This window comes from Streptomyces sp. NPDC001415 (genome assembly GCF_053597395.1).
In genome coordinates this window covers 69400-94527 of the sequence record NZ_JBSFIE010000007.1, presented here as the reverse complement: position 1 = coordinate 94527, position 25128 = coordinate 69400, and the positions used below count along the sequence as shown (strand labels likewise).

27 protein-coding genes are annotated in these 25128 nt (G+C 69.4%); 13 read left to right on the top strand and 14 right to left on the bottom strand.

Annotation, left to right across the window (positions count from 1 at the left end):
- Positions 1-5: 5 nt before the first annotated feature.
- Positions 6-743 (bottom strand): helix-turn-helix domain-containing protein, encoded by a 738-nt coding sequence (locus ACWC2B_RS11680; protein ID WP_450716297.1) that lies wholly within the window; start codon positions 741-743, stop codon positions 6-8.
- Between the two features lie 198 nt (positions 744-941).
- Between ACWC2B_RS11680 and ACWC2B_RS11675 the strand changes: the two genes are divergently transcribed.
- Entirely contained in the window at positions 942-1592 is a 651-nt protein-coding gene (locus tag ACWC2B_RS11675; protein WP_450716296.1) for a class I SAM-dependent methyltransferase, read from the top strand.
- 98 nt (positions 1593-1690) lie between these two features.
- On the top strand, positions 1691-3094 hold the full coding sequence (locus tag ACWC2B_RS11670) for a serine hydrolase domain-containing protein (RefSeq protein ID WP_450716295.1): 1404 nt from the start codon (positions 1691-1693) through the stop codon (positions 3092-3094).
- 73 nt (positions 3095-3167) lie between these two features.
- On the opposite strand, the gene ACWC2B_RS11665 is transcribed toward ACWC2B_RS11670, so the two are convergent.
- Positions 3168-3620 (bottom strand): N-acetyltransferase family protein, encoded by a 453-nt coding sequence (locus tag ACWC2B_RS11665; protein WP_450716294.1) that lies wholly within the window; start codon positions 3618-3620, stop codon positions 3168-3170.
- 25 nt (positions 3621-3645) lie between these two features.
- Positions 3646-4104 (bottom strand): MarR family winged helix-turn-helix transcriptional regulator, encoded by a 459-nt coding sequence (locus ACWC2B_RS11660; protein ID WP_189965721.1) that lies wholly within the window; start codon positions 4102-4104, stop codon positions 3646-3648.
- Positions 4105-4241: 137 nt separating this feature from the next.
- On the opposite strand from ACWC2B_RS11660, the gene ACWC2B_RS11655 reads away from it, so the two are divergent.
- A complete protein-coding gene (locus ACWC2B_RS11655; RefSeq protein ID WP_450716293.1) occupies positions 4242-5453 on the top strand; it encodes an MFS transporter in 1212 nt (403 codons plus the stop codon).
- A 35-nt stretch (positions 5454-5488) separates the two neighbouring features.
- Positions 5489-5920, top strand: coding sequence for a GlcG/HbpS family heme-binding protein (locus ACWC2B_RS11650; protein WP_450716292.1), 432 nt, complete (start codon positions 5489-5491; stop codon positions 5918-5920).
- A 77-nt stretch (positions 5921-5997) separates the two neighbouring features.
- Here the strand turns inward: ACWC2B_RS11650 and ACWC2B_RS11645 are convergent, their stop codons facing one another.
- Positions 5998-6852 carry a GNAT family N-acetyltransferase gene (locus ACWC2B_RS11645; protein WP_450716291.1) on the bottom strand — a complete coding sequence of 285 codons (855 nt, stop codon included), beginning with the start codon at positions 6850-6852 and terminating at the stop codon, positions 5998-6000.
- Positions 6853-6938: 86 nt separating this feature from the next.
- Positions 6939-7061: a hypothetical protein gene (locus tag ACWC2B_RS11640; RefSeq protein ID WP_450716290.1), complete on the bottom strand. Its 123-nt coding sequence runs from the start codon at positions 7059-7061 to the stop codon at positions 6939-6941.
- A 131-nt stretch (positions 7062-7192) separates the two neighbouring features.
- Between ACWC2B_RS11640 and ACWC2B_RS11635 the strand changes: the two genes are divergently transcribed.
- Positions 7193-7825 (top strand): HAD family hydrolase, encoded by a 633-nt coding sequence (locus ACWC2B_RS11635; RefSeq protein WP_450716289.1) that lies wholly within the window; start codon positions 7193-7195, stop codon positions 7823-7825.
- Here ACWC2B_RS11635 and ACWC2B_RS11630 read toward each other — a convergent pair.
- The 4 genes from ACWC2B_RS11630 to ACWC2B_RS11615 form a co-directional block, all read right to left on the bottom strand.
- The gene (locus ACWC2B_RS11630) at positions 7822-8304 is read right to left on the bottom strand and encodes an NUDIX domain-containing protein (protein WP_053724685.1); all 483 of its coding nucleotides are present in this window, start codon (positions 8302-8304) and stop codon (positions 7822-7824) included. The genes ACWC2B_RS11635 and ACWC2B_RS11630 overlap by 4 nt on opposite strands.
- 59 nt (positions 8305-8363) lie before the next feature.
- Entirely contained in the window at positions 8364-9260 is an 897-nt protein-coding gene (locus tag ACWC2B_RS11625; protein ID WP_450716288.1) for a LysR family transcriptional regulator, read from the bottom strand.
- Between the two features lie 245 nt (positions 9261-9505).
- Complete coding sequence (locus ACWC2B_RS11620; protein WP_450716287.1) at positions 9506-10630, bottom strand: cystathionine gamma-lyase; 1125 nt, start codon at positions 10628-10630, stop codon at positions 9506-9508.
- A gap of 50 nt (positions 10631-10680) precedes the next feature.
- Entirely contained in the window at positions 10681-11061 is a 381-nt protein-coding gene (locus ACWC2B_RS11615) for a phage holin family protein (protein WP_450716286.1), read from the bottom strand.
- A gap of 49 nt (positions 11062-11110) precedes the next feature.
- Here ACWC2B_RS11615 and ACWC2B_RS11610 point away from each other — a divergent pair, with 49 nt between their 5' ends.
- From ACWC2B_RS11610 to ACWC2B_RS11595, 4 genes are all read left to right on the top strand, one after another.
- Positions 11111-11428 carry a cupin domain-containing protein gene (locus ACWC2B_RS11610; RefSeq protein ID WP_189965740.1) on the top strand — a complete coding sequence of 106 codons (318 nt, stop codon included), beginning with the start codon at positions 11111-11113 and terminating at the stop codon, positions 11426-11428.
- A gap of 151 nt (positions 11429-11579) precedes the next feature.
- Entirely contained in the window at positions 11580-11801 is a 222-nt protein-coding gene (locus ACWC2B_RS11605) for a DUF5326 family protein (protein WP_398874293.1), read from the top strand.
- A gap of 320 nt (positions 11802-12121) precedes the next feature.
- Positions 12122-12892 carry an IclR family transcriptional regulator gene (locus ACWC2B_RS11600; RefSeq protein WP_450716285.1) on the top strand — a complete coding sequence of 257 codons (771 nt, stop codon included), beginning with the start codon at positions 12122-12124 and terminating at the stop codon, positions 12890-12892.
- Positions 12893-12994: 102 nt separating this feature from the next.
- Complete coding sequence (locus tag ACWC2B_RS11595) at positions 12995-13429, top strand: SsgA family sporulation/cell division regulator (protein ID WP_450716284.1); 435 nt, start codon at positions 12995-12997, stop codon at positions 13427-13429.
- 4 nt (positions 13430-13433) lie between these two features.
- On the opposite strand, the gene ACWC2B_RS11590 is transcribed toward ACWC2B_RS11595, so the two are convergent.
- Positions 13434-14780, bottom strand: a complete 1347-nt coding sequence (locus ACWC2B_RS11590) for a YibE/F family protein (protein WP_450716283.1) — start codon at positions 14778-14780, stop codon at positions 13434-13436.
- Between the two features lie 198 nt (positions 14781-14978).
- Here ACWC2B_RS11590 and thiC point away from each other — a divergent pair, with 198 nt between their 5' ends.
- Positions 14979-16757, top strand: coding sequence for a phosphomethylpyrimidine synthase ThiC (thiC, locus tag ACWC2B_RS11585; protein ID WP_226598987.1), 1779 nt, complete (start codon positions 14979-14981; stop codon positions 16755-16757).
- A 62-nt stretch (positions 16758-16819) separates the two neighbouring features.
- On the opposite strand, the gene ACWC2B_RS11580 is transcribed toward thiC, so the two are convergent.
- The 3 genes from ACWC2B_RS11580 to ACWC2B_RS11570 form a co-directional block, all read right to left on the bottom strand.
- Positions 16820-17665, bottom strand: a complete 846-nt coding sequence (locus ACWC2B_RS11580; protein ID WP_450716282.1) for a hypothetical protein — start codon at positions 17663-17665, stop codon at positions 16820-16822.
- A 173-nt stretch (positions 17666-17838) separates the two neighbouring features.
- Complete coding sequence (locus ACWC2B_RS11575; RefSeq protein ID WP_450716281.1) at positions 17839-18993, bottom strand: metallophosphoesterase; 1155 nt, start codon at positions 18991-18993, stop codon at positions 17839-17841.
- Between the two features lie 255 nt (positions 18994-19248).
- Complete coding sequence (locus ACWC2B_RS11570) at positions 19249-20379, bottom strand: LacI family DNA-binding transcriptional regulator (protein ID WP_450716280.1); 1131 nt, start codon at positions 20377-20379, stop codon at positions 19249-19251.
- 408 nt (positions 20380-20787) lie between these two features.
- Here ACWC2B_RS11570 and hisC point away from each other — a divergent pair, with 408 nt between their 5' ends.
- Entirely contained in the window at positions 20788-21867 is a 1080-nt protein-coding gene (gene hisC / locus ACWC2B_RS11565) for a histidinol-phosphate transaminase (RefSeq protein ID WP_450716279.1), read from the top strand.
- 82 nt (positions 21868-21949) lie between these two features.
- Here hisC and ACWC2B_RS11560 read toward each other — a convergent pair whose 3' ends face one another.
- A complete protein-coding gene (locus ACWC2B_RS11560) occupies positions 21950-22330 on the bottom strand; it encodes a cyclophilin-like fold protein (protein WP_450716278.1) in 381 nt (126 codons plus the stop codon).
- A gap of 240 nt (positions 22331-22570) precedes the next feature.
- Between ACWC2B_RS11560 and ACWC2B_RS11555 the strand changes: the two genes are divergently transcribed.
- Positions 22571-24079, top strand: coding sequence for a cytochrome ubiquinol oxidase subunit I (locus ACWC2B_RS11555; protein ID WP_450716277.1), 1509 nt, complete (start codon positions 22571-22573; stop codon positions 24077-24079).
- A gap of 18 nt (positions 24080-24097) precedes the next feature.
- Positions 24098-25099 carry a cytochrome d ubiquinol oxidase subunit II gene (gene cydB, locus ACWC2B_RS11550; RefSeq protein ID WP_450716276.1) on the top strand — a complete coding sequence of 334 codons (1002 nt, stop codon included), beginning with the start codon at positions 24098-24100 and terminating at the stop codon, positions 25097-25099.
- The last annotated feature ends 29 nt before the right edge of the window (positions 25100-25128 follow it).

Here is a 25128-nt window from a genome sequence, read left to right as displayed (position 1 = left end):
GGACGTCACGTCCGCCCCTCCTGGATGTGCGCGAGGAGCCGGGCCGCAGCCCGGTCCAGCCTCAGCCGCTCCGAACGTCCACGGCGCTGGTGCATCAGAACGAGGGCCCCCGTGACGACGGGGCCGTCGGTGACGGGGATCGCGAGCGCGCTGACCTCGGGGTCGGCCAGACCCTCGCTGCGGCTGATCCGTGACGCGCGGATCGCCGGAAGAGCGCGGCGGAACTCGGCGACCGCCTCGGGGTCGTGACGGGCGAGCTCGTCGAGCAGTCCCCCGCGCTCCGCCTCGTCGGTGAAGGCCAGCAGCAGACGGCCCGCGGCGGTACGCAGGAGCGGCCGGGCCATGTGCTCGTCGGCGAGCGGCACGAGGCGGGGAATCTCGTCCTCGCCGCCGCGCGCGAGGTGCACGGCGTCGAGCCCGACCCGCACCGTGAGCAGCACCGGGGTACCCGCGACGCGGCTCAGTTCGTTGAGCTCGGCCTGGCTGATCCGCGGGACGACCCGGCCGGCGATGAGGTTGAGGACGTGCGGGGCGGGCCCGAGCCGGAAGCGCCGACGCTGTTCCAGCAGAAAGCCCGTTGCGACAAGGCCGTTGACCAGATCCTGCACCGAACTCGCCGGCGCCCCCACCGTCCGCGCCAACTCGGCCACGGTCACCCCGCCCGGCGCCCGCGCGGCGGCCTCCAGGATCCACACGACCCGGTCCACCGTACGGTGACGCCACCGCTGGCCGTGCTCGCTCATCCCGCCCCACCTCGCCCCGGTCCTTCTTGTGCGTCGCCGGCCGATCGCGCCGACACGGCCCGCCGATTTTCCCCCACCGCCCCGGGCGGGACATTCCAATTGAGGGCCCACACCCTGTTCACCAGGCAAAAGGGGCGTCCAGCCGGGCCGGTGAGGCCTCGCCACCCGGTCCGGTGGGTCCGAGTAGGGTCCCTGGCCATGACTGAACCGGAGTTCCTGCACGCGACTCGGACGGCATACGACACCATCGCCTGCGACTACGCCGAAGAGTTCTCCGCCGAGTTGGAGGCCAAGCCGATCGAGCGGGCCATGCTGGCCGCGTTCGCCGAGATGGTCGGGGCAGCTGGGGGCGGGCCGGTGGCGGATCTGGGGAGTGGCCCAGGTCGGGTGACGGCTTTCCTGCACAGGTTGGGACTTGAGGCGTTCGGGATCGATCTGTCGCCGCGGATGGTCGCCCTGGCCCGGCAGACCTACCCGGACATACGGTTCGACGAGGGCTCGATGACGGCGCTGGATCTGCCGGACGGTTCACTCGGCGGCATCGTGGCGATGTACTCGGTCATTCACATCCCGCACGACCAACTGCCGCTGGTATTCGCCGAGTTCCATCGGGTGCTGGCTCCCGGCGGCCGGGTGCTGCTCGTGTTCCAGGTCGGCGATGCGCCTTTGCACCGTACAGAGGCCTTCGGGCGCGCGATCGCTCTCGACTACTACTGGCGGCAGCCCGGGCCGGTGGTGGAGCTGTTGGCCGACGCCGGGCTGGCTGTTGAGGCCCAACTACTGCGCCAACCCGATGCGACGGAGAAGGTTTCCAGGGCCGTGCTGCTCGTGCGCAAGCGTGGTTCCTGAGCCCGGCTTGATGGCGGAGGCCGGATGCTGGGCCAACAGGAGGCGGCTCCTGCGAAAAGCGGTCGACGGTAGGCGGGCGCACGGCTAGACCTTGGCCCATGACCTCATCGAGTTCGCCCGTGTCACCCGCCCCGTTCGAAGAGCTGCTGCCCGCCACGCAGCGCGCCCTCCTGTACCGCATCGCGGTCGCGCAGTCCGAAGGGAGGGCGCCGTCGCTCGTCGCGGCCGTGGTGCGGGACGGCCGGATGGTCTGGTCCGGATCGCGTACCTCCGTCGACGGCCACGGTCCGGATGCCGACGTCCAGTACCGCATTGGCTCCATCACCAAGACCTTCACCGCCGTGCTGGTCATGAGGCTGCGCGACGAGGGGCTGCTCGATCTCGGCGATCCGCTGGAGAAGCACCTCCCCGGCACCGCGGCGGGCGGGGCGACCATCGCCCAACTCCTGTCCCACACCTCAGGGTTGGCGGCCGAGTCGCCCGCGCCCTGGTGGGAGCGGACGCCCGGCCGTCTGCGCCCGGAGCTCGCCGATGTGTTGGGGGACCAGCCGCAGTTGCATCCCGCGGGCCGACTGCACCACTACTCCAACCCGGGCTACACGCTGCTCGGTTCCCTGGTGGAGGCGGTGCGCGGGGTGCCCTGGGAGGAGGCGCTGCGTACGGAGATCCTGGAACCGCTGGGACTCGACCGCACGACCACGCAGCCGATGCATCCGCACGCGGGTGGCTGGGCCGTGCATCCGTGGGCCGACGTGCTGCTGCCCGAACCGTCCGAGGACCTCGGTCTGATGGCCCCCGCCGGACAGCTCTGGTCGACCGCGGCGGACCTCTGCCGCTTCGCCGCCTTCCTCGCCGAGGGCGACGAGCGGGTGCTGAGTGCCGAATCGGTGGCGGAGATGCGCGCCCCCGCTGTGGCGCCGGAGGCCGGCGGCTGGGACGCCGGCTACGGGCTCGGCCTGCAGCTGGCTCGCTCCGAGGGCCGTGAACTCGCCGGGCACACCGGCTCGCTGCCCGGGTTCGTCGCGGGCCTGTGGGTGAGCGTGGCGGACGGGGTGGCCGCCGTCGCGCTCTCCAATGCGACCTCGGGCCCGATGTGCGGGACGCTGGCCGCCGATCTCGTACGGATCGTGGCGGAGGCCGAGCCGCGCTTCCCGGAGCCCTGGCGCCCCCTCCCTGAAGCGGATGAGCAGCTCCTGGAGCTCACCGGACCTTGGTACTGGGGAACGGCGGCCTATGGGCTGCGACTGACCGCCGACCGCGGCGTGGCTCTGGAGCCGCTCCGGGGCACCGGCCGGGCTTCCCGGTTCAAGGCTGCCGCCGACGGCACCTGGGTGGGGCTCGATGGCTATTACCGGGGCGAGACGCTCCGTGCGGTTCGCCAGCCGGACGGTTCGGTGAGCCACCTCGACCTCGGGTCGTTCGTGTTCACGCGTGAGCCGTACGGACCCGAGGCTACGGCGGTGCCGGGTGGCGTGGACCCCGGGGGCTGGCGCGGGGTCTGATGTTTCACGTGAAACGGTCTGCGTAGCGCCCCTATAGGTCCCGCTGTAGGCGGTGTTTCACGTGAAACACCGCCTACAGCGGCTTCTTGAAGCCCACATGTGAGGCCTCGAACCCCAGCCGCTCATAGAAGCGGTGGGCGTCGATGCGGGTGGCGTCCGACGTCAGCTGGACCAACTGACAGCCCTGCCGCTTCGATTCGTCGACGGCCCATTCGATGAGCCGAGTGCCGAGGCCGCTGCCACGCTCGGCGCCGTGAACGCGTACGCCCTCGATGATCGAGCGGGTCGCCCCGCGCCGGGAGAGTCCGGGGACGACAGTGAGCTGGAGGGTGCCGACGACCTCGCGGCCGCGGTCTGCGACCACCAGGTGCTGGTTCGGGTCGTCCGCGAGCCGGTCGAAGGCCGCGCGGTAGGGCGTGAGGTCGTCCGGGGACTCCCGCTGGGCGCCCAGCGGGTCGTCCGCGAGCATGGCCACGATCGCCGGGATGTCCTCGGGCCTGGCAGGTCTGATCTCAAGATCGCTCATGGCTCGGAGCGTACGCCCGGCTGCCTCAGGCGGGGACGTGGAGCTCCTCGACCGTGCGGACCAGGGGCGCCAGTTCAGGATTCTTCGCCGCTTCGTCCAGCGCCTCGCGCAGGGCCCTGTCGTTGGTGGGCCGGGCCTCGGCGAGCAGGGCGAGACCGGATTCGGTGACATCGGTGTAGATGCCGCGCCGGTCGGTGTCGCAGAGGTACCGGGTCAACAGACCGCGGTCCTCAAGCCGGGTGACGAGCCGTGTGGTGGCCGACTGGCTGAGGACGACGGCGTCGGCGACCTGCTTCATCTGGAGGTGGCCACCCGGGCCGCTGTGCTGGCGGCTGAGGACATCGAGCAGCGAGTACTCGCGCACGCTGAGATCGTGCCCGGACTGCAGAGCGCGCTCGATGTGGGCATCGATCTTGCCGTGCAGCAGGGAGAGCGCGCACCAGCCCTGGGAGAGGGCGGTGAGTGCGGGGTCCGTCGCGGTCATGCGTCTGTCCTCCGTCCGGAGCGGCTTGCCACCAGGATAGTCCACAGGTGCAATAGCCCGCGTTTGCAATTAGTCGGCGTCTGCAATTATTGTGGACGCCCGTAAGGGGCTCACGCAATCTCCTGGAAGGTCATCCCATGCCACTCGCGCTCCTAGCCCTCGCCATCGGGGCGTTCGGTATCGGCACCACAGAATTCGTGATCATGGGGCTGCTCCCCGAGGTCGCCGGCACCTTCGATGTCTCGATCCCCACCGCCGGATACCTGGTCAGTGGCTATGCGGTTGGCGTGATGCTCGGCGCTCCGCTGATGACCGTCCTGGGTACGAAGATCACCCGCAAGCGGATGCTGATGCTGCTGATGGGCCTCTTCATCGTCGGCAACGTGCTCTCCGCGATCGCGCCCGCCTTCGGGCTGATGCTGGCCGGACGCCTCGTCGCCTCCCTCGCGCACGGCGCGTTCTTCGGAATCGGCTCGGTCGTCGCGGCCGACCTGGTCGCCCCCGAGAAGAAGGCCGGGGCGATCGCCATGATGTTCACCGGCCTGACCGTCGCCAACGTCGTGGGCGTGCCGATCGGCACGCTCATCGGCCAGCAGGTCGGCTGGCGCGCGACGTTCTTCGCCGTCGCGGCCCTCGGGGTGCTGGGCCTGCTCGGCGTCGCCAAGCTCGTCCCGGACATGCCGAAGGCTAAGGGCGTACGGCTGCGGCACGAGATCGCTGCCTTCCGCAACGTACAGGTGCTGCTCGCCATGGCGATGACCGTGCTCGGCTTCGGCGGAGTGTTCGCCGCGATCACCTACATCACCCCGATGATGACGAACGTCGCCGGCTACGCCGACACCTCCGTCACCTGGCTGCTCGTCCTCTTCGGCCTCGGCATGGTCGCCGGAAACCTCATCGGGGGCCGGTTCGCCGACCGCGCGCTGATGCCGATGCTCTACGTGGCGCTGTCGGGCCTCGCCCTGGTCCTGGCGCTGTTCACGGTGGCTGCCCATGACAAGACCGCGTCTGCCGTCATGGTCTTCCTCATCGGGGCGCTGGGCTTCGCGACCGTGCCCCCGCTGCAGAAGCGAGTCCTCGACCAGGCCGCGGGGGCGCCCACCCTGGCGTCCGCCGTCAACATCGGCGCCTTCAACCTCGGCAACGCGCTCTCCGCCTGGCTCGGCGGCATCGTCATCGCGGCCGGCCTCGGCTACACCGCCCCCAACTGGGTCGGTGCCGCGCTCGCCGCATCCGCCGTCGTGCTCGCCTTCGTCTCCAGTGCGCTGGAGCGGCGAACGAACGCGGGCAGCCGGATCGTCGCGGGCGCCGTTCCCGAGCCGGTCCGGGCCACCGCTGACCTCCACTGAATCAACTGTCCAGCACCATCAAGGAGTTACCCCTCATGAGCACCACCACCGTCGCCGTCGCCCCGCTCACCACTCAGGATGCGGAAGCCCTCCTCGAAGCGGCTCGATCCGCCGCCGAGGCGATGGGAGTCGCCGTCGCGGTCACCGTCCTCGACGCGGGCGGCCATCTGCTCGCCTTCCGCCGGGACGACCAGGCCGTACTGATCGCCGGGGAGACCAGCACCCGCAAGGCGTACACGGCGCTCCAGCTGAACGCCCCGACCTCCGACCTGGTGGACGCGGTCCAGCCGGGCGGCCTGTTCCACACCCTGCCGACGGGCCTCGACCGCCCGCTCCTCTTCATCGCGGGCGGCGTCCCCGTTCACCGCGACGGACGTCTGATCGGCGCGATCGGCGTGGGCGGCGGCGCCCCCGACCAGGACCACGGATTCGCGAACGAGGCCGTGGAGGCTCTGTCCCGGCGTTGATCGACGGTGGTGTTCGTCCTCAACAGCCCGCAGAATCACGGCACTTGGGGGCGGACCCACGCGCCTGTGCGCAGGTACTAGCCCGCCGCCACCGTCAGGGGTGCGAAACGGCGGGTCCAGTCGCCCGGGAGAGCCGGGATGCCATAGGTCATGACCGCGTTGAAGCCCACGGACTCCACGCCGGAGGCCTTCAGCCAGGTCAGCAACTCCTCATGGCGTACGTCGACATCCGTGCGCAGCGGGCGGTCCGTGCCGGCCGCGAGCGAGGCGACCAGGGCCTTCGCCGTCTCCGTGTCGCGGGCGATCAGCGGGCCCACCACATGGGTGTTCATGTTGGGCCATGCGGCCGCGAATCCGGTCAGCCCGGCCGAGTCCTCCGAGACCCGCAGCTGATCACAGAAGGCCGGCAGGCGGGTGATCATGTGAGTGCGGTCCTGCCCGAAGACCTCGGCGTCGAGCCGCAAGATCTTGGGCAGGTCGTCGGCGGTCGCGGGGCGGGTCGCCACCGTCGGGGCCGGGCCCGACGGCCGGAAGTGGCCCCTGACCATCTCGGCGCGGCCGGTCGTCTCGAAGCCCAGCTCTTCGTACAGCGGGCGCCCGTTCGACGTCGCGTGCAGGGTGAGCGGAGTTCCCTCCAGCTCCCGCAGGACATCCTTCATCAGACGGCGACCGACGCCTTGGCGGGCGAAGCGCTCGGCCACCAGGACCATGCCGATGGCTGCCAGACCCGGACCGTAGGAGGTGACGACGCAGGCGGTGACCAGGCCCTTGCCGTCGGGGGCGTCGATCCCGTACCCGGTGCCCGCCGCGAGCAGGAGACCCCACTTGTGTTCCTCGCGCGGCCAGCCCCGATCCTCGGAGAGGTCGGCACAGGCGACGAGGTCTTCGGTGGTCAGGCGGCGCAGGGGGAGCTCGGAGAGCGGTGAGGGCATGAGGGTCAGGTTGCCTGCCGCACCGGCACGGCGTCCACCGCTTTCCGGTTCTCGGCACGGTACTTCCGGCCACGCTTCGTCAGCCCTCACGGCTTGAGTACCGTGATGCCGAGCGTGAGCAGTCCGATGGTCAGGCCCAGCCAGCTCACCGACACGGCGACGTGAGCCACCAGCCAGCCGCGACGGACGGGCCGCCGTAGATGTTTCACGTGAAACAGCGTGCGGCTCGCGCGACCGGGTGCGGGGCGAGAAGGATGTTTCACGTGAAACAGCGTGCCGGTGAGGGTCCGCACGAGGCGTCCGACAGGGGGAGTAACCCCACGTACTAGCCTCGGCGTACATGGCGAGACTTCACCTCTTCGACCTCGACGGAACGCTCATACGGGGTTCCGCCGCACCGGTCGAGATATCCCGGCAGCTCGGACTGCTCAGCGAGATCGGCGAGCTGGAGCGGGAGCTTTCCACGGGCCGGATCGGGCCGCCCGAGTATGCGGTGCGCGTGCACGCCCTGTGGGCCGGGCTCACCGAGGTCCATGTGGCGACCGCCTTCGCGACCGCTCCCTGGCTCACCGGGATCCAGGACGTCTGGCGGGAGATCCGCGAGCGGGGCGACTACTGCGCCGTCATCTCGCTCTCCCCGTCCTTCTTCGTGGAGCGGCTGCTCGCGTGGGGGGCCCACGCAGCCCACGGCTCCCTCTTCCCGGACGTGCCGTTCACGCGCCCCGTGGACCCGGCCGGAATCCTCAGTCCGGCCGCCAAGGTCAGCATCATGAACCGGCTGTGCGCCGAGTTCGGTGTCGGTCCCCGGAGCTGTGTGGCGTACGGGGACTCGATGTCCGACGTGGACCTCTTCGCGGCGGTGCCCGTGTCGGTTGCGGTGAACGCCGACCACCATCTCGCGGGCCTCGCCACCCACACGTACACGGGTGGCGACCTCCGTGAGGCTTACGCGCTGGTTTGCGGCGTCGGTTAGCCCAGGTCGGGTGCGTGCATGGCCCGCACGCCCTCGATGTTGCCGTCCAGGTAGTGCCTGAGGGACAGCGGGACGAGGTGAACCGAGGCGATGCCGACGCGGGTGAACGGGATGCGGACGATCTCGTACTCCCCGCAGGGCTCTTCGATCTCGGGGCCGTGCCGCAGCGAGGGGTCCATGGAGTCGAGGCGGCAGACGAAGAAGTGCTGCACCTTCACTCCGGTCGCGCCGCCGTCGGCCCCGATGTGTTCGACGGTGTCGACGAAGCAGGGCACCACGTCGGTGATCTTCGCGCCGAGTTCCTCGTGCACCTCGCGGTGCAGGGCCTCGACGACGGTGGAGTCCTCGGGTTCGACGCCGCCACCTGGGGTGAGCCAGTACGGATCCATGCCGGGCTTGGTGCGCTTGATCAGAATCAGGTCGTCGCCGTCGAGCAGAACGGCTCGTGCGGTGCGCTTGACCACTGGACGTACGGTCATGGGAGAAATGTGGCCCGAAGGGACCTCTGCGAAACTCCCCCGGCCTCCCCCGCCGCTCCTCAGCCCCAGTCGGCCGCAGCGCGCAGCAGCCATTCCTGCGCCCGCGCGATGTGCGCGAAGCCGAGTGTGCCGGTGCGCACGGCGAGGAAGTAGGTGCGCAGCGGCGGCACCGGAGGGTCGAGGAGCGCCACCACCTCGCCCTGCTCCAGGGCGGTCTCGCACAGGTAGCGCGGCAGTACCGCCAGGCCCGCTCCGGCCGCCACCGCGGCGAGGACCGCCCGCAGGTCGGGCGCGACGACCGTGCCCGCGGAGGCAGGTTTGGCGTCGAACACCGACGCCCAGTAGCGCGTCACCAGGGGCAGCGACTCGTGCACCTCCACGACGGGTATGGGCTCCAGGATCTCGGGCCCGCCGTGCCGCAGCGCCCCCGGCCCGAGCCGTGCCGCCCAGCGCACCCCGGCGACCAGCACGTGTTCCTCGTCGCACAGCGGAGTCGAGGACAGCAGCCGGCCGCGTGGCCGGGCGGTGGTGATGGCCAGATCGTGGTGTCCGGCGGCCAAGCCCTCCAGTGTTTCCTCGGCACTGCCGAAGGAGACCCGCAGCGCGAGGCCCTGTGGGAGGAGCCGGGTGAGTGCGGGCAGGGCACGCAGCGAGGTGAACTCCGGCGGCCCGGCCAGGTGCAGGGTCCGCAGGCCCGGCTCCTCGCTGAGGCCGGCCTCCGTGATCTCGACGAGCGCGTCCAGATGCGGCGCGGCCCGCTGGGCCAGCTCGTCGCCGATGGTCGTCGGGGTCACCCCGCGCGCCTGGCGCAGGAAGAGGGGGCGGCCCAACTGCCGCTCCAGGGTGCGTATCTGGCTGGTCACCGCGGGCTGCGAGAGCCCGAGCAGTGCCGCGGCGCGGGTGAAGGAGCCGGCCCGGTGCACGGTGACGAACGTACGCAGCAGGGCAAGATCCATGCTGTGCCCTCCCGTCCTGAACTGCCTCACGACGTCCCCGGCCGGACACAACTATAAATATGTCGATAGGTCTCTGTCGCTACCGTGATTGGACACTGACGCAGAGTCAACTAGCCTTGTCCGAGCGGTTCTTGGCGCGCGAGAACCGGGGCGGTCCGAGCCATGAGGGGGGAGGCTCGGGCCGTCCGTCTTACGTACGGCATCCGGCTGCGGGTTCCTGGCTCATGAACGCGGATGCCTCGGCCTCACCCGCCCGAACCCGCCTCGTCCAGCGCGCGTTCCACGTCCGCGATCAGATCCGGGGCGTCCTCCGCGCCGACCGAGAAGCGGATGAAGCCCTCTGACACCGCGTCGCCACCCCAACGGCCGCGTCGTTCGGCTGTGGAGCGGACGCTGCCGAAGCTCGTGGCGTCGTCGACCAGGCTCAGCGACTCCAGGAACCGTTCGGCGAAGGCGCGGTCGGGGAGGTCGAAGGAGACCACGCATCCGAAGCGCCGCATCTGCGCCGAGGCCAGGCGGTACGAGGGGTCCGAGGGCAGGCCCGGGTAGCGCAGGCCCGTCACCTCGCCGCGCTTCGTCAGCGCTTCTGCGAGCGCCAAGGCGTTCGCGGCCTGCCGGTCGGCGCGCAGGTGCAGGGTCGCGAGGGACCGGTGGGCCAGCCAGGCCTCCATCGGTCCCGGGATCGCGCCAACGACCTTGCGCCACTTGCGTACGCGTGCGGCGAGGTGTGGATCGCGGCACACCACATAGCCGAGCAGTAGGTCGCCGTGCCCGGTCAGGCCCTTGGTGCCGCTGGCGACCGCGAAGTCCGCGCCGAGTTCGAGGGGACGCTGCCCGAGCGGCGTGGACAGTGTGTTGTCGACCGCCACCAGCGCGCCCGCGTCGTGCGCGGCCCGCGCCAGTCGGCGTACGTCGCACACGTCGAGCCCCGGGTTGGAGGGGGTCTCGATCCAGAGCAGCTTCGCGCCGTCCAGGTGGGCCAGTTGGGCATCGCCGGCGGTCGGCGCGGTACGCACCTCGATGCCGTACGCCTCCAACTGCTCACGGACCAGCGGCAGGGCCTGATAGCCGTCGTCCGGCAGGACCACCGTGTCGCCGGAGCGCGCCTGGGAGAGCAGCACCGCCGAGATCGCCGCCATTCCGGAGGCGAAGACGATCGCCTCGGCGCTCTCGTCCGGGGACTCCAACTCGGCGATGGCCCTCTCCAGATGGGTCCATGTCGGGTTGGTGTCGCGGCCGTAGGTGTACGGCCCGGCCGCTTCTCCGGGCAGATGGAAGTGGGCGGCGAACACCGGCCCGGGCAGGGAGGGTTCGTAGGCCACCGGCTCGGGAAGCCCGGCGCGTACGGATCGAGTGCCGTCACCTGTCATGCCACACGCTCCAGTTGGCCAAAACAGCCGGAATAGAGGTTGGTCAACACTCAGTCCTTGCCGTCGGGCAGGACGACGTGCATCGCCCAGGACACGATCGAGATGATCAGGGCGCCGAGCACGGCGGTCCAGAAGCCCTCGACGTGGAAGCTCAGGTTGAGCTTGTCGGCGAGCCACGAGGTGAGGAGCAGCATCAACGCGTTGATCACCAGCGTGATCAGGCCGAGCGTGAGGATGAAGAGGGGGAACGACAGGAACTTCACGACGGGCTTCACGACGAAATTCACCACGCCGAAGACCAGCGCGACAAGAACCAGCGTCAGCGCCTTCTTGCCGGTGTTGTCGCCGGTCAGGGTGATGTTCTTCACGAGCCAGATGGCCACCGCGAGGGCGGCGGCGTTGGCGATCGTCTTGACTACGAAATTCTTCATGGGTCTGATCGTGGCAGACGTGATCGGCACAAGCGCAGGGGCAGAGACGATGAAAGATTTCCGGCTCGACGAGTTGGAGGCGGAACGAGCCGCCAACGACGGTGCGTATCTGCAGTTTCTGCGCGAGCGGAACATGTCGGCGGGGCTGTACGCCCTCGACGCCGGCGCGCACGACCCTCAGTCCCCGCACGCCCAGGACGAGATCTACTTCGTGGTCAGCGGCCGCGCCTCGATCACCGTGGGCCTGGAGACGACGCAGGTCGCGAGGGGCAGTGTGGTCTATGTGCCGGCGGGGGTGGCGCACAAGTTCCACCACATCACCGAGGACCTGAGGGTTCTGGTGGTCTTCTCTCCGCCTGAGAGCTGAGGGTCGCCCCCGGTTCTCCCTAGGGGTTCGGTCAGGGGAGTTCAAGGGCTGTGAGGGCCCCGCTCGGCACCCTCGCGCCCCTAGCATCGAGAGTGTCGAAAGCACAGAACTCCTGAACCGACAGAAATACCGACAGAAAGAGGTAAGGACGATGGCCGCACGGGAGATATTCGCGGGGATGCCCTGGTGGGTGAAGTGGGTGGCCGTGCCCGTCATCGCCCTGGTCGTGTTCGGCGGCCTGATCGCGAGCGTGGTCGGCTTCCTGTTCGGGCTGCTCTTCAAGGTCCTGGTCTTCGTGGCCCTGGTCGGCGGTCTGATCTACCTGGTGCGGAGGTTCATGTCGTCCTCGTCCTCCTCGCACAGCGACTGGTAGCCGGGCCCGGGCGGAACACGCGATTCCGCCCGGAGCCCGCACCGGGCCGAACAGAGGCCCGGACGGACGCGGCGAGCCGTGTCCAGGGCGCGGGGGGATTAGCCCGGCCGGGGGAACGGACCTCGCCGAACCCCCTTCCCTTACGAGGCCGGCCATAGAGTGGCAAGCCTCTGCCGCCCCTTGGGAACCACGGGTCCTGACCGCATCCGACCACCGGTCCGACCGGCCCGTGCAGCCGCCCCGGGGGGGATCGCGGCGGGCGCGCGGGGGTGGCCCCCGCGGGCGGGCGGGTTGCCCGTCAGCACGCCTGGGGGTGACCTGTGGCCACGGCTTCGAATGCCGCCGTCCCTACCCTGATCGGCTCGGTCCAGCGGGCCCTGCGCCTGCTGGAAGCAGTGGGCTCCCACACGGACGGCGCCCCCGCCAAACAACTGGCGCGCGAGGCCGGACTGCCGCTTCCCACCGCGTACCACCTGCTGCGGACCCTGACCCACGAGGGCTATCTGCGGCGCCAGAACGGGGTGTTCGTCTTCGGCCCGGCAGCCGAGCGGCTGGCGTACGGCGGAGCCCTGCAGAATCGTCGCAGCAAGATCACCGACTCGCTCGGCCGCTGGCGGGACTCCATCGGGGTGCCCGTCTACTTCGCCGTCTACCGCGAGGGTGAGATCGAGATCGCCGGGGTTGCCGACACCCCTGCCGCGCCCGCCGTCGAGGAATGGGCCGACTTCCGCGAGACCGGGCACGCCCACGCGATCGGCCAGTGCCTGCTCAGCCAGCTCGACGACCGCACCCGTGAGGACTACCTGGACCGGCACCCGGTCGAGGCGATCACGCCCTACACCGTGCGGGACCGGCGCGCCCTGACCGACCGGCTGGCGGCTACGGAGCGTATGCAACCGGTCGTCGAACGGCAGGAGTACGCCCTGGGCACCGTCTGCGCCGCCATCCCCGTCGCGACCGGCTCCAGCGCCGCGACGATGGCCATTTCCGTACCCATTCACCAGGAAGAACGCCTGTTGCCCGCCATCGAGCGGCTGCGTGGCGAAGTGGGAACTCTGCTCAGTTCGCTCGCGTTCTCTATCAGTATCTGAAAACTCACTCCTTGTGATCTGTTAGCGCTTACAGCACGATGGCGTCAAGAGGGCCATGGGGGATCAATCCTGGCCAGATTCAGCTAAAGCGGGGTACGTGTGATGCGTGAGTCGGTTGAGGCAGAAGTGATGATGAACTTCCTCGTCTCCGAAGAGCTTTCCTTCCGGATCCCGGTGGAGCTGACGTACGAGGCGGCGGATCCTTACGCGGTGCGCATGACCTTCCACCTCCCCGGCGACGCGCCCGTCACCTGGGCCTTCGGCCGTGAGCTGCTGCTCGACGGCATCAACAGGCCTGCCGGGGACGGTGATGTGCGGGTCGAGCCCAGCGTGCCCGAGGAGCTTTCCGACGTACACATCCGGCTCCAGGTGGGCGGCGACCGCGCCCTCTTCCGGGCCGGCGTCGCGCCGCTGGTGGCGTTCCTCGACCGCACCGACAAGCTCGTACCTCTGGGGCAGGAGTGGACGCTCGGGGAGTTCGACGAGCACCTGGAGGACGCGCTCGGGCGCATCCTCGCCGAGGAGAACGCGGGCTGACCGGCTACTTCTTGCGGCGGCGGCCGCCTCCGCCGCGTACCGGCCCCCGGCGCTGCGACGGGCGTGCCTCGGTGGCCGGCCGGTCGGCGGAGACGACCAGGGCGGCGAGCGCGGTGGTCAGGGGCACCGAGGCGACCAGGCCGATCGACCCGACCAGCGTGCGGACGATCTCCTCGGCGACCAGCTCGCTGTTGGCCACCGTGCCCACGCTGCTCTGCGCGATCGAGAACAGCAGCAACAGGGGCAGCGCGGCGCCCGCGTAGGCGAGCACCAGGGTGTTCACCACCGACGCGATGTGGTCGCGGCCGATCCGGATACCCGCCCGGTACAGGCCGCGCGGGCCCATCGTCGGGTTCGCCTCGTGCAGCTCCCACACCGCGGATGTCTGAGTGACCGTCACATCGTCCAGGACGCCGAGCGAGCCGATGATGACGCCGGCGAGCAGCAGGCCGGACATGTCGATGTTCGGATAGAGGCCGTGGATCAGGCCGGTGTTGTCATCGGTGTTGCCGGTGAGCGAGGCCCAGCCGATGAACAGCGAGCCGAGCAGCCCGATCAGCATCAGCGAGACGAGGGTGCCGAGCACGGCGACGGAGGTGCGCGCGGACAGGCCGTGGCACATGTAGAGCGCGATCAGCATGATGGCACTCGCCCCGACCACCGCCACGAGCAGCGGATTGGAGCCCTGCAGAACCGCCGGGAGGATGAACAGCGTCAAGATGGCGAACGAGACCACCAGCGCGATCAGCGCCATCACCCCGCGCAGCCGGCCGACGACCACGACGGCGAGCGCGAAGATCCCGGCGAGCAGCGCCATCGGGAACCTGCGGTTCACGTCCGTCACCGAATACTGCAGGTCATGGGGTGCGTCCGGGGCGTACGCGACGATCACGTCCTGCCCGGTGTGCAGTTGGCGGGGCGAGTCTGGCTGGACGATCTCGGTGAAGGTGCGGCCCTTCTCCTTGCCCGAGGTGACCTCGACGGTGGCCTTTCCGCACAGGCCCTGCTGAGCGTTCTTGGCCTGCCGGCCCTCGGCAGTGGAGGTGTCGCCGTTCGACGGGGTCTGACCGGCGTTGACCGACTTGCAGTCCACCTTGTCCACTTTGATGACCTTGGCCTGCTGGGTCTGGCGGTCGAAGCCGACGCCGGTGCGCTGGTGCGGCGGTGCGCCGCCCGGCCAGAGCACCACGAGACCCACAAGTACCGCCGTGGAGAAAGGAATCAGCACAGCGGCGATGACTTTGCGCAGGTGCTTGGAGACGGGCGCGGCAGGCCCGTGGCTGTGCGAGTGGCCGTGCCCGTGGCCGTGTCCGCCGTGCTGGTGCGGATGGTGCGGTTCTGATGAGGTCACCGCCCGATCATCGCAAGAACCGAGGGGGCCCTCTGTTCAGCGCGCCAGTGATGACGCTAGCGTGGTGACACCTTTGCACACGCGGGAGCTCGGAGCACCGGGCTGAGAGGGCGCTGATATCCGTACGAACCGTACGGGAACGGCTGCGCCGACCGCCGAACCTGTTACCGGGTAATGCCGGCGTAGGGAGTAGGTCTCATGACCATTCAGGACGCACGCACGCCTGCCTCCAGCACTGAGGAGAGCGGGAAGTCCATCGGCTGGCACAAGGGGTACGTGGAGGGTTCACGCCCCGACCTCCGGGTGCCGGTCCGCCAGGTGCACCTCACCAACGGCAAGGACGTGACGCTGTACGACACGTCGGGGCCGTACACCGACCCGAACGTCGAGACCGACGTCCGCCGCGGCCTCGCCCCGCTCCGGGAGAACTGGATCATCGGGCGCGGCGACACCGAGGAGTACGCGGGCCGGCCGGTCCGCCCCGAGGACGACGGCATCAAGCACACCTCGCCGCGCGGGGGTCTGAAGAACCTCGACGCGGTCTTCCCGGGCCGCCCGCGCCAGCCCCGCCGGGGCCGCGGCGGCCAGGCCGTCACCCAGCTCGCGTACGCGCGCCGCGGCGAGATCACCCCGGAGATGGAGTACGTCGCGATCCGCGAGAACGTCTCCCCCGAGGTCGTCCGCGAGGAGATCGCGGCGGGCCGCGCCGTGCTGCCCGCCAACATCAACCACCCCGAGATCGAGCCGATGATCATCGGCAAGCGGTTCCTGGTGAAGGTCAACGCCAACATCGGGAACTCCGCGGTCACCTCCTCCATTGAGGAAGAGGTCGACAAGATGACGTGGGCCACGCAATGGGGCGCGGACACGGTCATGGACCTCTCCACGGGCCGCAACATCCACACCACCCGTGAGTGGGTACTGCGCAACTCCCCCGTCCCCATCGGCACGGTGCCGCTGTACCAGGCCCTGGAGAAGGTCGACGGCCGCGCCGAGGAACTGACCTGGGACATCTACAAGGACACGGTCATCGAGCAGGCCGAGCAGGGCGTCGACTACATGACGGTTCACGCCGGCGTGCTGCTGCGGTACGTGCCGCTGACCGCCCGCCGCAAGACCGGCATCGTCTCGCGCGGCGGTTCGATCATGGCGGCCTGGTGCCTGGCGCACCACAAGGAGTCGTTCCTGTACGAGAACTTCGAGGAGCTCTGCGAGATCCTCGCGGCCTACGACGTGACGTACTCGCTCGGCGACGGCCTGCGGCCCGGCTCCATCGCGGACGCCAACGACGAGGCCCAGTTCGCGGAGCTGCGCACGCTCGGGGAACTCAACACGATCGCCAAGCGTCACAACGTACAGACGATGATCGAGGGCCCGGGACACGTCCCGATGCACAAGATCAAGGAGAACATCGACCTCCAGCAGGAGATCTGCGAGGAGGCCCCGTTCTACACCCTGGGGCCGCTGACCACCGATGTGGCGCCCGCCTACGACCACATCACCTCCGGCATCGGTGCGGCGATGATCGCCTGGTGGGGCACCGCGATGCTCTGCTACGTCACGCCCAAGGAGCACCTCGGCCTGCCCAACCGCGATGACGTGAAGACCGGCGTCATCACGTACAAGATCGCCGCACACGCGGCGGACCTGGCCAAGGGGCACCCGGGCGCGCAGGAGTGGGACGACGCGCTCTCGGACGCCCGGTTCGAGTTCCGCTGGGAGGACCAGTTCAATCTGGCCCTCGACCCGGACACCGCCCGGGAGTTCCACGACGAGACGCTGCCCGCGGAGCCGGCCAAGACCGCGCACTTCTGCTCGATGTGCGGTCCGAAGTTCTGCTCGATGAAGATCTCCCAGGACATCCGCCGCGAGCACGGCGGCGACCTCAAGTCCGACGAGATCGAGGCCGGGATGGCGGAGAAGTCCAAGGAGTTCGCGGACGCGGGCAACCGGGTCTATCTGCCGATCGCCGACTGAGGCGATGCGGTGTCCGCGCTGCCCCGGGAGCGACCGGCTCCCGGAGCGGCGCCTCCGCAGGCCTAGTCCGGCTGGTGCTCGGGCCCGCCGAAGTCAGGGCTGGTGAAGTCAGGGCTGGTGAAGCTGGGGTGGCTGGTGGGGGAGCCGCCCTCGTCGGGGCTGTCGAAGCCCGGGCGGTCGTAGCCGAGGGTGGGGATGCGGCCGATCGGGCGGCGCGGTGCCGGGGCGCCGGGGTCGACGCTCGGGTCGGCGAGCGCGTCGCGAAGGAACGGGTAGATGCCGCGCTCAAGGAGGGCGTGGCGCCAGGCCTCGCGGGCGCGGGCGAACTCCTGGGTCCGTTCGTCGGGGGCGTCCGCCTCACTGTCCTCGTCGATGGCCACGACCTGCGTCGCGCCGTTGCGCACCGCGGTGATCAGCAGTCCGACGGCGGCGGCGAGTATCGCGGCGGCGGTCAGCGCGCCGAAGAACCAGCCCGCCGTCAGCATGGTGTCGGCGAAGGCCGGCACCGGGTTGAGCATCTTCAGGATGTAGCCGACCAGCAGGAAGATCGCGGCGGCGGTCCCGGCGAGCACCGGGGCGAGCACGGCGACGACCGCGCCGATGCCCGCGCCCGAGGGCTCAAGGCCCACGCCGTCGGCGGCCGCAAGGACGGAGTCGTGCGCGGCGGCCGTGGAGGGCGAGCGCAGCTTTTCGCGGGCGTTGACGTAGTTCTCGTACTCGGCGGCGGCCCGCTCGGTGACGAACGTGCCGGCGGCGAGCACCATGGTGCGCAGTTGCACGGCGTTGAGGCGGTCGCCGATACCGGACAGCTCGGGCCGTTCATGCGCGGTGCGCAGTGCCTCGTCGAGGATCCGCTCGAACTCCGGGCGGTCCTCGGCGAGCAGGTGCGGAGCGCTGTTCATGTGCATCCCCCGATGCTCCGTAGGGCCGGGAAGCCCGCCTGATGAACGGGCAGTTGGGCGGAAACGGAGGAGAGCCTGCTACGGATAACCCGATGGTAGAGCCGCTACGGCACGGGGTGACAGGGTGTTTCCGGAAATGGCATACCCGGCGCTGTGCAGAACGCCTTCCCGGTCAACCGTCAGTCATGCAACGGAAGTTGCTGGACCAGCAGTTTTCCGGCCATGGTCACGCCGCCGTCCATGGCGATGGCAAGACCGTCGGCGTACACATGCGGTCCTTCGACCACCGGGCGCGAGTCCTCCTCGCCGTCCTCGGTGCCGACCTCGCCGAGCAGATACGGAATCGGGCTGTGGCCGTGCACCACGCGCTGCCCGCCGTACGCCGAGAGCAGCTCGCGCGCGGCCTGCGGGCCCGACTCGTCACGGAAGGCGAAGCGCTTGGTGAACTTGCGGAACAGGTCCCAGCACTCGTCGGCGTCGTTGCGGTTGAGGATGGCGTGGACGGTGTCGTTGACCGCCTCGATGGAGTCGCCGTAATCCAGATAGGCGGTGGTGTCGGAGTGCATCAGGAGGTGGTCGTCCTCCTGCTCGATCGCGTCGAGCCGGGACATCCACTGCAGGTGTACGTCCTGGAGCCGGTCCATGTCGGCCTTCTGGCCGCCGTTGAGCAGCCAGGCGGCCTGGAAGGTGGCGGTTCCCGCGCCGGAGTTGACCGGTGTGTCCGAGAACCGCTTGGCGCCGATGAGCAGCAGCTCGTGGTTGCCCATGAGGGCTTTGCAGTAGCCGCCGGCGGCCGCGGCCTCGGCGGAGAGCCGCATGACCAGGTCGATGACGCCGATGCCGTCGGGGCCCCGGTCGGTGAAGTCGCCGAGGAACCAGAGGCGGGCGGTGCCCGCGGCCCAGTTGCCGGACTCGTCGATGAGGCCCTGCGCGCGCAGGGCGGCCAGGAGTTCGTCGAGGTAGCCGTGGACATCGCCGACGACGTACAGCGGGCCGGGGCCCTCGGACGTCTCGGGGGCGACGGCTTCGACCGTCGGCAGCTTGACGGTGTCCCCCCGGCGGATCACCGGGAGGTCGCGCGCGGTCGGCGTGTAGCCCTCGGGGGGCTCGTCATCCGAATAGGTGGTCTCACCGGGTTCCGGAGCGGACGCGAAGGGCGCGGGCGCTTCCGGGTGACCGGCGGGCGGCTCCTGGCGGAAGACGTGCGCCTCCGGCTCGGGGGAGGCGAGAGGTTCCTCCGGCGGTGGCACGGGGGTCTGTTGCGCGTACGGAGGCACCCGGAAGTCACGCAACGTCTCCGTCCGCACGGGTCCCTGACCGGCCCCCTGAGTCATCGACCCCTCCACCACCGTCGCGCCGCCGTACACCGTAGGAGCCGCCAGGTCGGGCGGGGATCCGTGGTGTCGTGCGCCCATCATAGGAATGCGCCTCATGCTGTGTGACGCACCAGGGGTGGTCAATCCGGGTGCGAGCGGTGTTCGCGGGTGCTTATGTCCTCAATATGGCGATCCGGGCGTGGCCGATCCCTGCCGTTCGGACGATCTTGAGTCCAACGTGAGCCGGCCGGGGTCCTCGCCCCGGCCGGGAGTTCACTCCTTGTTGGGGCCGGCCTGGTCCTTGGCCGGTGAGCGGGGCGGGCTGACCGTGGTGCGCGGCGGGCGCCGCTGGGACGACGTCCGCACGATCAGTTCGGTCGGTATCACCTGCTCGATCGGGTGACCGTTGTCGATCCCTTCGATCGCGTCGATGAGGAGCTGGACGACGGCCGTGCCGATCCGCCGCGGTTTGAGCGAGAGGGTGGTGATCGGCGGTTCGGTGGTGGCGTACACGGTGGACTCGCTGCAGCACACGAGGAGCAGGTCCTCGGGAACCCGCAGTCCGTAGCGCCGGGCGGCCGCGAGCAGGTCGGTGCCGTTGGGGTCGAAGAGTCCGTACACGGCGTCGGGCCGGTCCGGGCGGGCGAGCAGCCGGTCGGCTGCGACGGCGCCCGCACAGGGGTCGTGGGCCGGGTAGGACTCGTACACCGGGTCCTGGCCGACGCGTTCGCACCAGCGCAGATAGGCCTCGGTGGACAGTCGGGTGTAGGTGTCGGTGGTGGTTCCGGTGAGCAGGCCGATCCGGCGGGCGCCGGCGGCGGCGAGATGGTCGAGCAGGTCGAGTACGGCGGCCTCGTGGTCGTTGTCCACCCAGGCCGTGACGGGCAGGGAGCCCGCCGGTCGGCCGTCGGAGACGACCGGAAGGCCCTGGCGTACGAGTTCGGTGACGACGGGGTCCTGGTCGGAGGGGTCGATGACGACGGTGCCGTCGAGGGCGACGTTCGACCAGATGTCCGCCGGGCTGCGGCGTGAGGTGGCGGGCAGGATGACAAGGGCGTAGCCGCGGGCCAGCGCGGCCGAGGTCGCGGCTCTGGCCATCTCGGCGAAGTACGCGAATTCGGTGAAGGTGAAAGGTTCATCCCCGTAGGTCGTCACGGTCAGGCCGATGAGGCCCGACTTTCCGGTACGGAGCGTGCGGGCCGCTGCGGATGGGCGGTAGCCCAGCCGGTCTGCGACCTCGCGGACGTGGCGGCGGGTGGCGTCGGGGAGCCGGCCCTTGCCGTTGAGCGCGTCGGAGACGGTCGTGATGGAGACACCGGCGGCGGCGGCCACGTCCCGAATGCCCGCCCGCCCCAGCCGGCGACCGGTCGACCGGCTCACCTGGTGCTTCCCTGCTGCTGTCATGGCGAGCCGATAGTAGGGCGATGACGGGCGATTGGCCCGAGTGCATATGCACGCGTTGACAGGCACGTTTCTGCATGATCCAAAACCGTCAATGCCCTTGTTATGCAAGGGGGTTGGGTGATCTGGCGTTGTGGTGGCGCTTGTCGACCCATGGGCGGCTGACAACTGACCGTAGTCTCGGAGAGGCCTCAACTCACCCTCACGGGTGATGCGCGCCACGGCGCGGGCCACCGGCGCGCGGCCGGAACGGGAGCGCTCCCCCCTTCCCGTACGCCCGCCGGGAACCGGTCCCCGTCCGCTATTCGCAGCGGAGCCGAATCCTCATAAGGTGAGGAGTATTGGATGTGTACGGAGCTGTCCGCGGCGGCGTGCACAGCACCTGCACGGAACGGTCGAGGAGGACCTGCGGTGAGCGAGACGAGCCCCAAGCTGCGCGCCGAGCTGGACGGCATCCCCACCTACAAGCCCGGCAAGCCCGCGGCGTCCGACGGCCCGGTCGCCTACAAGCTCTCCTCGAACGAGAACCCGTACCCGCCGCTGCCCGGCGTGATGGAGAGCGCGATGGCGGCCGCGGGGAACTTCAACCGCTATCCGGACATGGCGTGCACCGGATTGATGAACGAGCTGGCCGAGCGTTTCGGGGTCCCCCTCACGCACCTGGCCACCGGCACGGGCTCGGTGGGTGTGGCGCAGTCCCTGATCCAGTCCACGTCCGGCCCCGGTGACGAGGTCATGTACGCCTGGCGGTCCTTCGAGGCGTACCCGATCATCACCCAGATCAGTGGAGCGACGTCCGTCCGGGTGCCGCTGACCTCCGGCGACGTGCACGACCTCGACGCGATGGCCGGTGCGATCACCGACCGGACTCGGCTGATCTTCGTCTGCAACCCGAACAACCCGACCGGCACCGTGGTGCGCCGGGCCGAGCTGGAGCGTTTCCTGGACCGGGTGCCCTCGGACGTCCTGGTGGTGCTCGACGAGGCCTACCGGGAGTTCATCCGCGACGTCGAGGTGCCGGACGGCATCGAGATCTACCGCGACCGGCCGAACGTGGCGGTGCTGCGCACCTTCTCCAAGGCGTACGGCCTCGCCGGGCTGCGGGTCGGCTTCGCGGTCGCTCACGAGCCGGTCGCGGCGGCGCTGCGCAAGACGGCCGTGCCCTTCGGCGTCAGCCAGCTGGCCCAGGACGCGGCGGTCGCCTCGCTGCGTGCCGAGGACGAACTGATGGGCCGCGTCGGCTCGTTGGTGTGTGAGCGGGAGCGCGTCTACGGGGGCCTGGTGCAGCAGGGCTGGACCGTGCCCGAGACGCAGGCGAACTTCGTCTGGCTGCGCCTCGGGGAGCGCACGGTCGACTTCGCCGCGGCGTGCGAGGCGGCGGGCGTCGTGGTCCGGCCGTTCGCGGGCGAGGGCGTGCGCGTCACGATCGGAGAGAGCGAGGCCAACGACCTGTTCCTGAAGGTCGCGGAGGGCTTCCGCAAGCAGGCCTGAAGCGCTGGCCCGGGGCCCTGAGGCTCCTGAGCTCCTGGAAGGTGCCTCGGGGGATGCCGGGGAGGGCACCTCGGGAGGCGTCTTAGACGGCGTCGACGCGGATCGGGTCACCGGAGCGGACCGTGGCGAGCAGCCGGGGGTCGCCGTCGATCCGGCCGAGGACGTTGCACGGGCTCGCGAGCCGGCATTCGTCGCCTCGCGAGATCGGCGTGGGGCCGTACGGAAGAGCGAGCGCGTCGCCGTCGGTCCAGAACGCCACCGTGCCCGGCTCCACCACCTGGCGGGCGTCCGGCTCCCGGGCTGGGGAGAGGGGGGTGTCGAAGTAGACCTCCTCGCCCCAGGTGTGGGCGGTGGAAGTGATCGGGAGCGCCCCCGCGAGCGCCTTGCTCGTGGGGGTTTCTTCGAGCGTCGCGGTGAGGCTGCCCGCGGGCCATGAGATGCGAATGCGCAGCTGGTTCTCCATGGCGCCGAATTCAACAATATGTTGAAAGCCTTGGGAAGGGGGTGTCCATGCCCCGAGCCGTGGCCGCCGAAGGCCGCCCCCGCTTTAAGGGGACCCCCCTGAAGACTGTCGACAGCCAGTGCGACATAATGCTTGTGAATGTGAACGCGTTCACAAGCGTGTCCCGCTTCGTCCCGAGATCGGTGGGATTAAAGGGGCAAGCTGCGGCTGTGACCACGGCGATGTAAGGAGAGTGCCGACGTGGACCTGGCTCTGGCGCCGGAGACCCTGGCGCGATGGCAGTTCGGTATCACCACCGTCTACCACTTCCTCTTCGTTCCTCTGACGATCTCGCTCGCCGCGCTCGTCGCGGGCCTGGAGACCGCCTGGGTGCGAACGGGCAAGGACAAGTACCTCAAGGCGACCAAGTTCTGGGGCAAGCTCTTCCTGATCAACATCGCGATGGGTGTGGTCACGGGCATCGTCCAGGAATTCCAGTTCGGCATGAACTGGTCCGACTACTCGCGGTTCGTCGGCGACATCTTCGGCGCCCCGCTGGCCTTCGAAGCGCTCATCGCCTTCTTCTTCGAGTCCACCTTCATCGGGCTGTGGATCTTCGGCTGGGACAAGCTGCCGAAGAAGATCCACTGCGCCTGCATCTGGATGGTCTCCATCGGCACCGTGTTGTCCGCCTACTTCATCCTGGCGGCCAACTCCTGGATGCAGCACCCGGTCGGCTACAAGCTCAACAAGGCCACGGGACGCGCGGAGCTCACCGACTTCTGGCACGTCCTGACCCAGGACACCACGCTCGTCGTCGTCTTCCACACGCTGACCGCGGCCTTCCTCACCGGTGGCGCGTTCATGGTCGGCGTCGCCGCCATCCATCTGCGCCGCAAGAAGCACATCCCCGTAATGCGCACCTCGCTGCGGCTCGGCCTGGTGACGCTGGTGATAGGAGGGCTGCTCACGGCCGTCAGCGGAGACTCGCTCGGCAAGGTCATGTTCAAGCAGCAGCCGATGAAGATGGCCGCCGCCGAGGCCCTGTGGGACGGCCAGAACTCCGCACCCTTCTCGATCTTCGCCGTCGGCGACGTGGCCAAGGGCCACAACGACGTCGAGATCTCGGTGCCCGGAATACTGTCCTTCCTCGCCGACAACAACTTCTCCTCGTACGTCCCCGGCATCAACGACGTGAACAAGTCGGAGCAGCAGAAGTTCGGCCCCGGCGACTACCGGCCCAACATCCCCGTCACCTTCTGGGGCTTCCGCTGGATGATCGGCTTCGGGATGACGTCCTTCGTCATCGGCCTCGTGGGCCTCTGGCTCACCCGCAAGAAGTTCATGCTGGCGCCGGCGATGCGGACCGGTGAGGACGAGGTGCCGAATCTGGTGCTCTTCAAGAGCACGGCACTCGGCACCCGACTGACCAAGTGGTACTGGTTCTTCGCCGTCTGGACGCTCGGCTTCCCGCTGATCGCCAACTCGTGGGGCTGGATCTTCACCGAGATGGGCCGCCAGCCCTGGGTCGTGTACGGCGTGTTGCGCACCAAGGACGCGGTCTCCCCCAGCGTCTCGCAGGGCGAGGTCCTCACCTCAATGATCGTCTTCACGCTGCTGTACGCCGTGCTCGCGGTGGTCGAGGTCAAGCTGCTCGTCAAGTACGTCAAGGCCGGGCCGCCCGAGCTCACCGAGGCCGACCTCAACCCGCCCACCAAGATCGGCGGGGACGACCGCGACCCCGACCGGCCGATGGCCTTCTCGTACTGAGGCTGAGGAGATCGAGGCATGCAACTCCACGACGTCTGGTTCGTGCTCATCGCCGTCCTGTGGATCGGCTACTTCTTCCTGGAGGGATTCGACTTCGGGATCGGCATCCTGACGAAGCTGCTGGCCAGGGACCGCACCGAGAAGCGCGTTCTGATCAACACCATCGGGCCCGTCTGGGACGGCAACGAGGTGTGGCTGCTCACCGCCGGCGGCGCGACCTTCGCCGCCTTCCCCGAGTGGTACGCGACACTCTTCTCCGGGTTCTACCTGCCGCTGCTGATCATTTTGGTCTGCCTGATCGTGCGCGGTGTCGCCTTCGAATACCGGGCGAAGCGGCCGGAGGAGAAGTGGCAGCGCAACTGGGAGCAGGCCATCTTCTGGACCTCGCTCATCCCGGCATTCCTCTGGGGCGTGGCCTTCGCCAACATCGTGCGCGGCGTGAAGATCGACGCGCACATGGAGTACGCGGGCAACTTCTGGGATCTGCTCAACCCGTACGCGATCCTGGGCGGCCTGGTCACGCTCTTCCTGTTCACCTTCCACGGCGCGGTGTTCGCCTCGCTCAAGACGCTCGGCGACATCCGCGAGCGGTCGAGGGCGCTGGCGCTCAAGCTGGGGCTGGCGACGGCCGTGCTCGCGCTCGGCTTCCTCATCTGGACCCAGGCCTCGCGCGGTGACACGAAGAGCCTGGTCGCGATGGCCGTCGCGGTACTCGCCCTGGTCGGGGCGATCGCGGCCATCAAGATCGGGCGCGAGGGCTGGTCGTTCGCGCTGTCGGGCCTCACGATCGTGGCCGCGGTGGCGATGCTCTTCCTGACGCTCTTCCCGAACGTCATGCCGTCCTCGCTGAACGACGCCTGGAACCTCACGGTCTCCAACGCCTCGTCCAGCCCGTACACGCTGAAGATCATGACCTGGTGTGCGGGGGTAGCGACCCCGATCGTGCTGCTCTACCAGAGCTGGACGTACTGGGTGTTCCGCAAGCGGATCGGCACGAAGAACATCGCCGACGCGCACTGACCTCACGGTTCAACGGGGGTGTGTTTCAC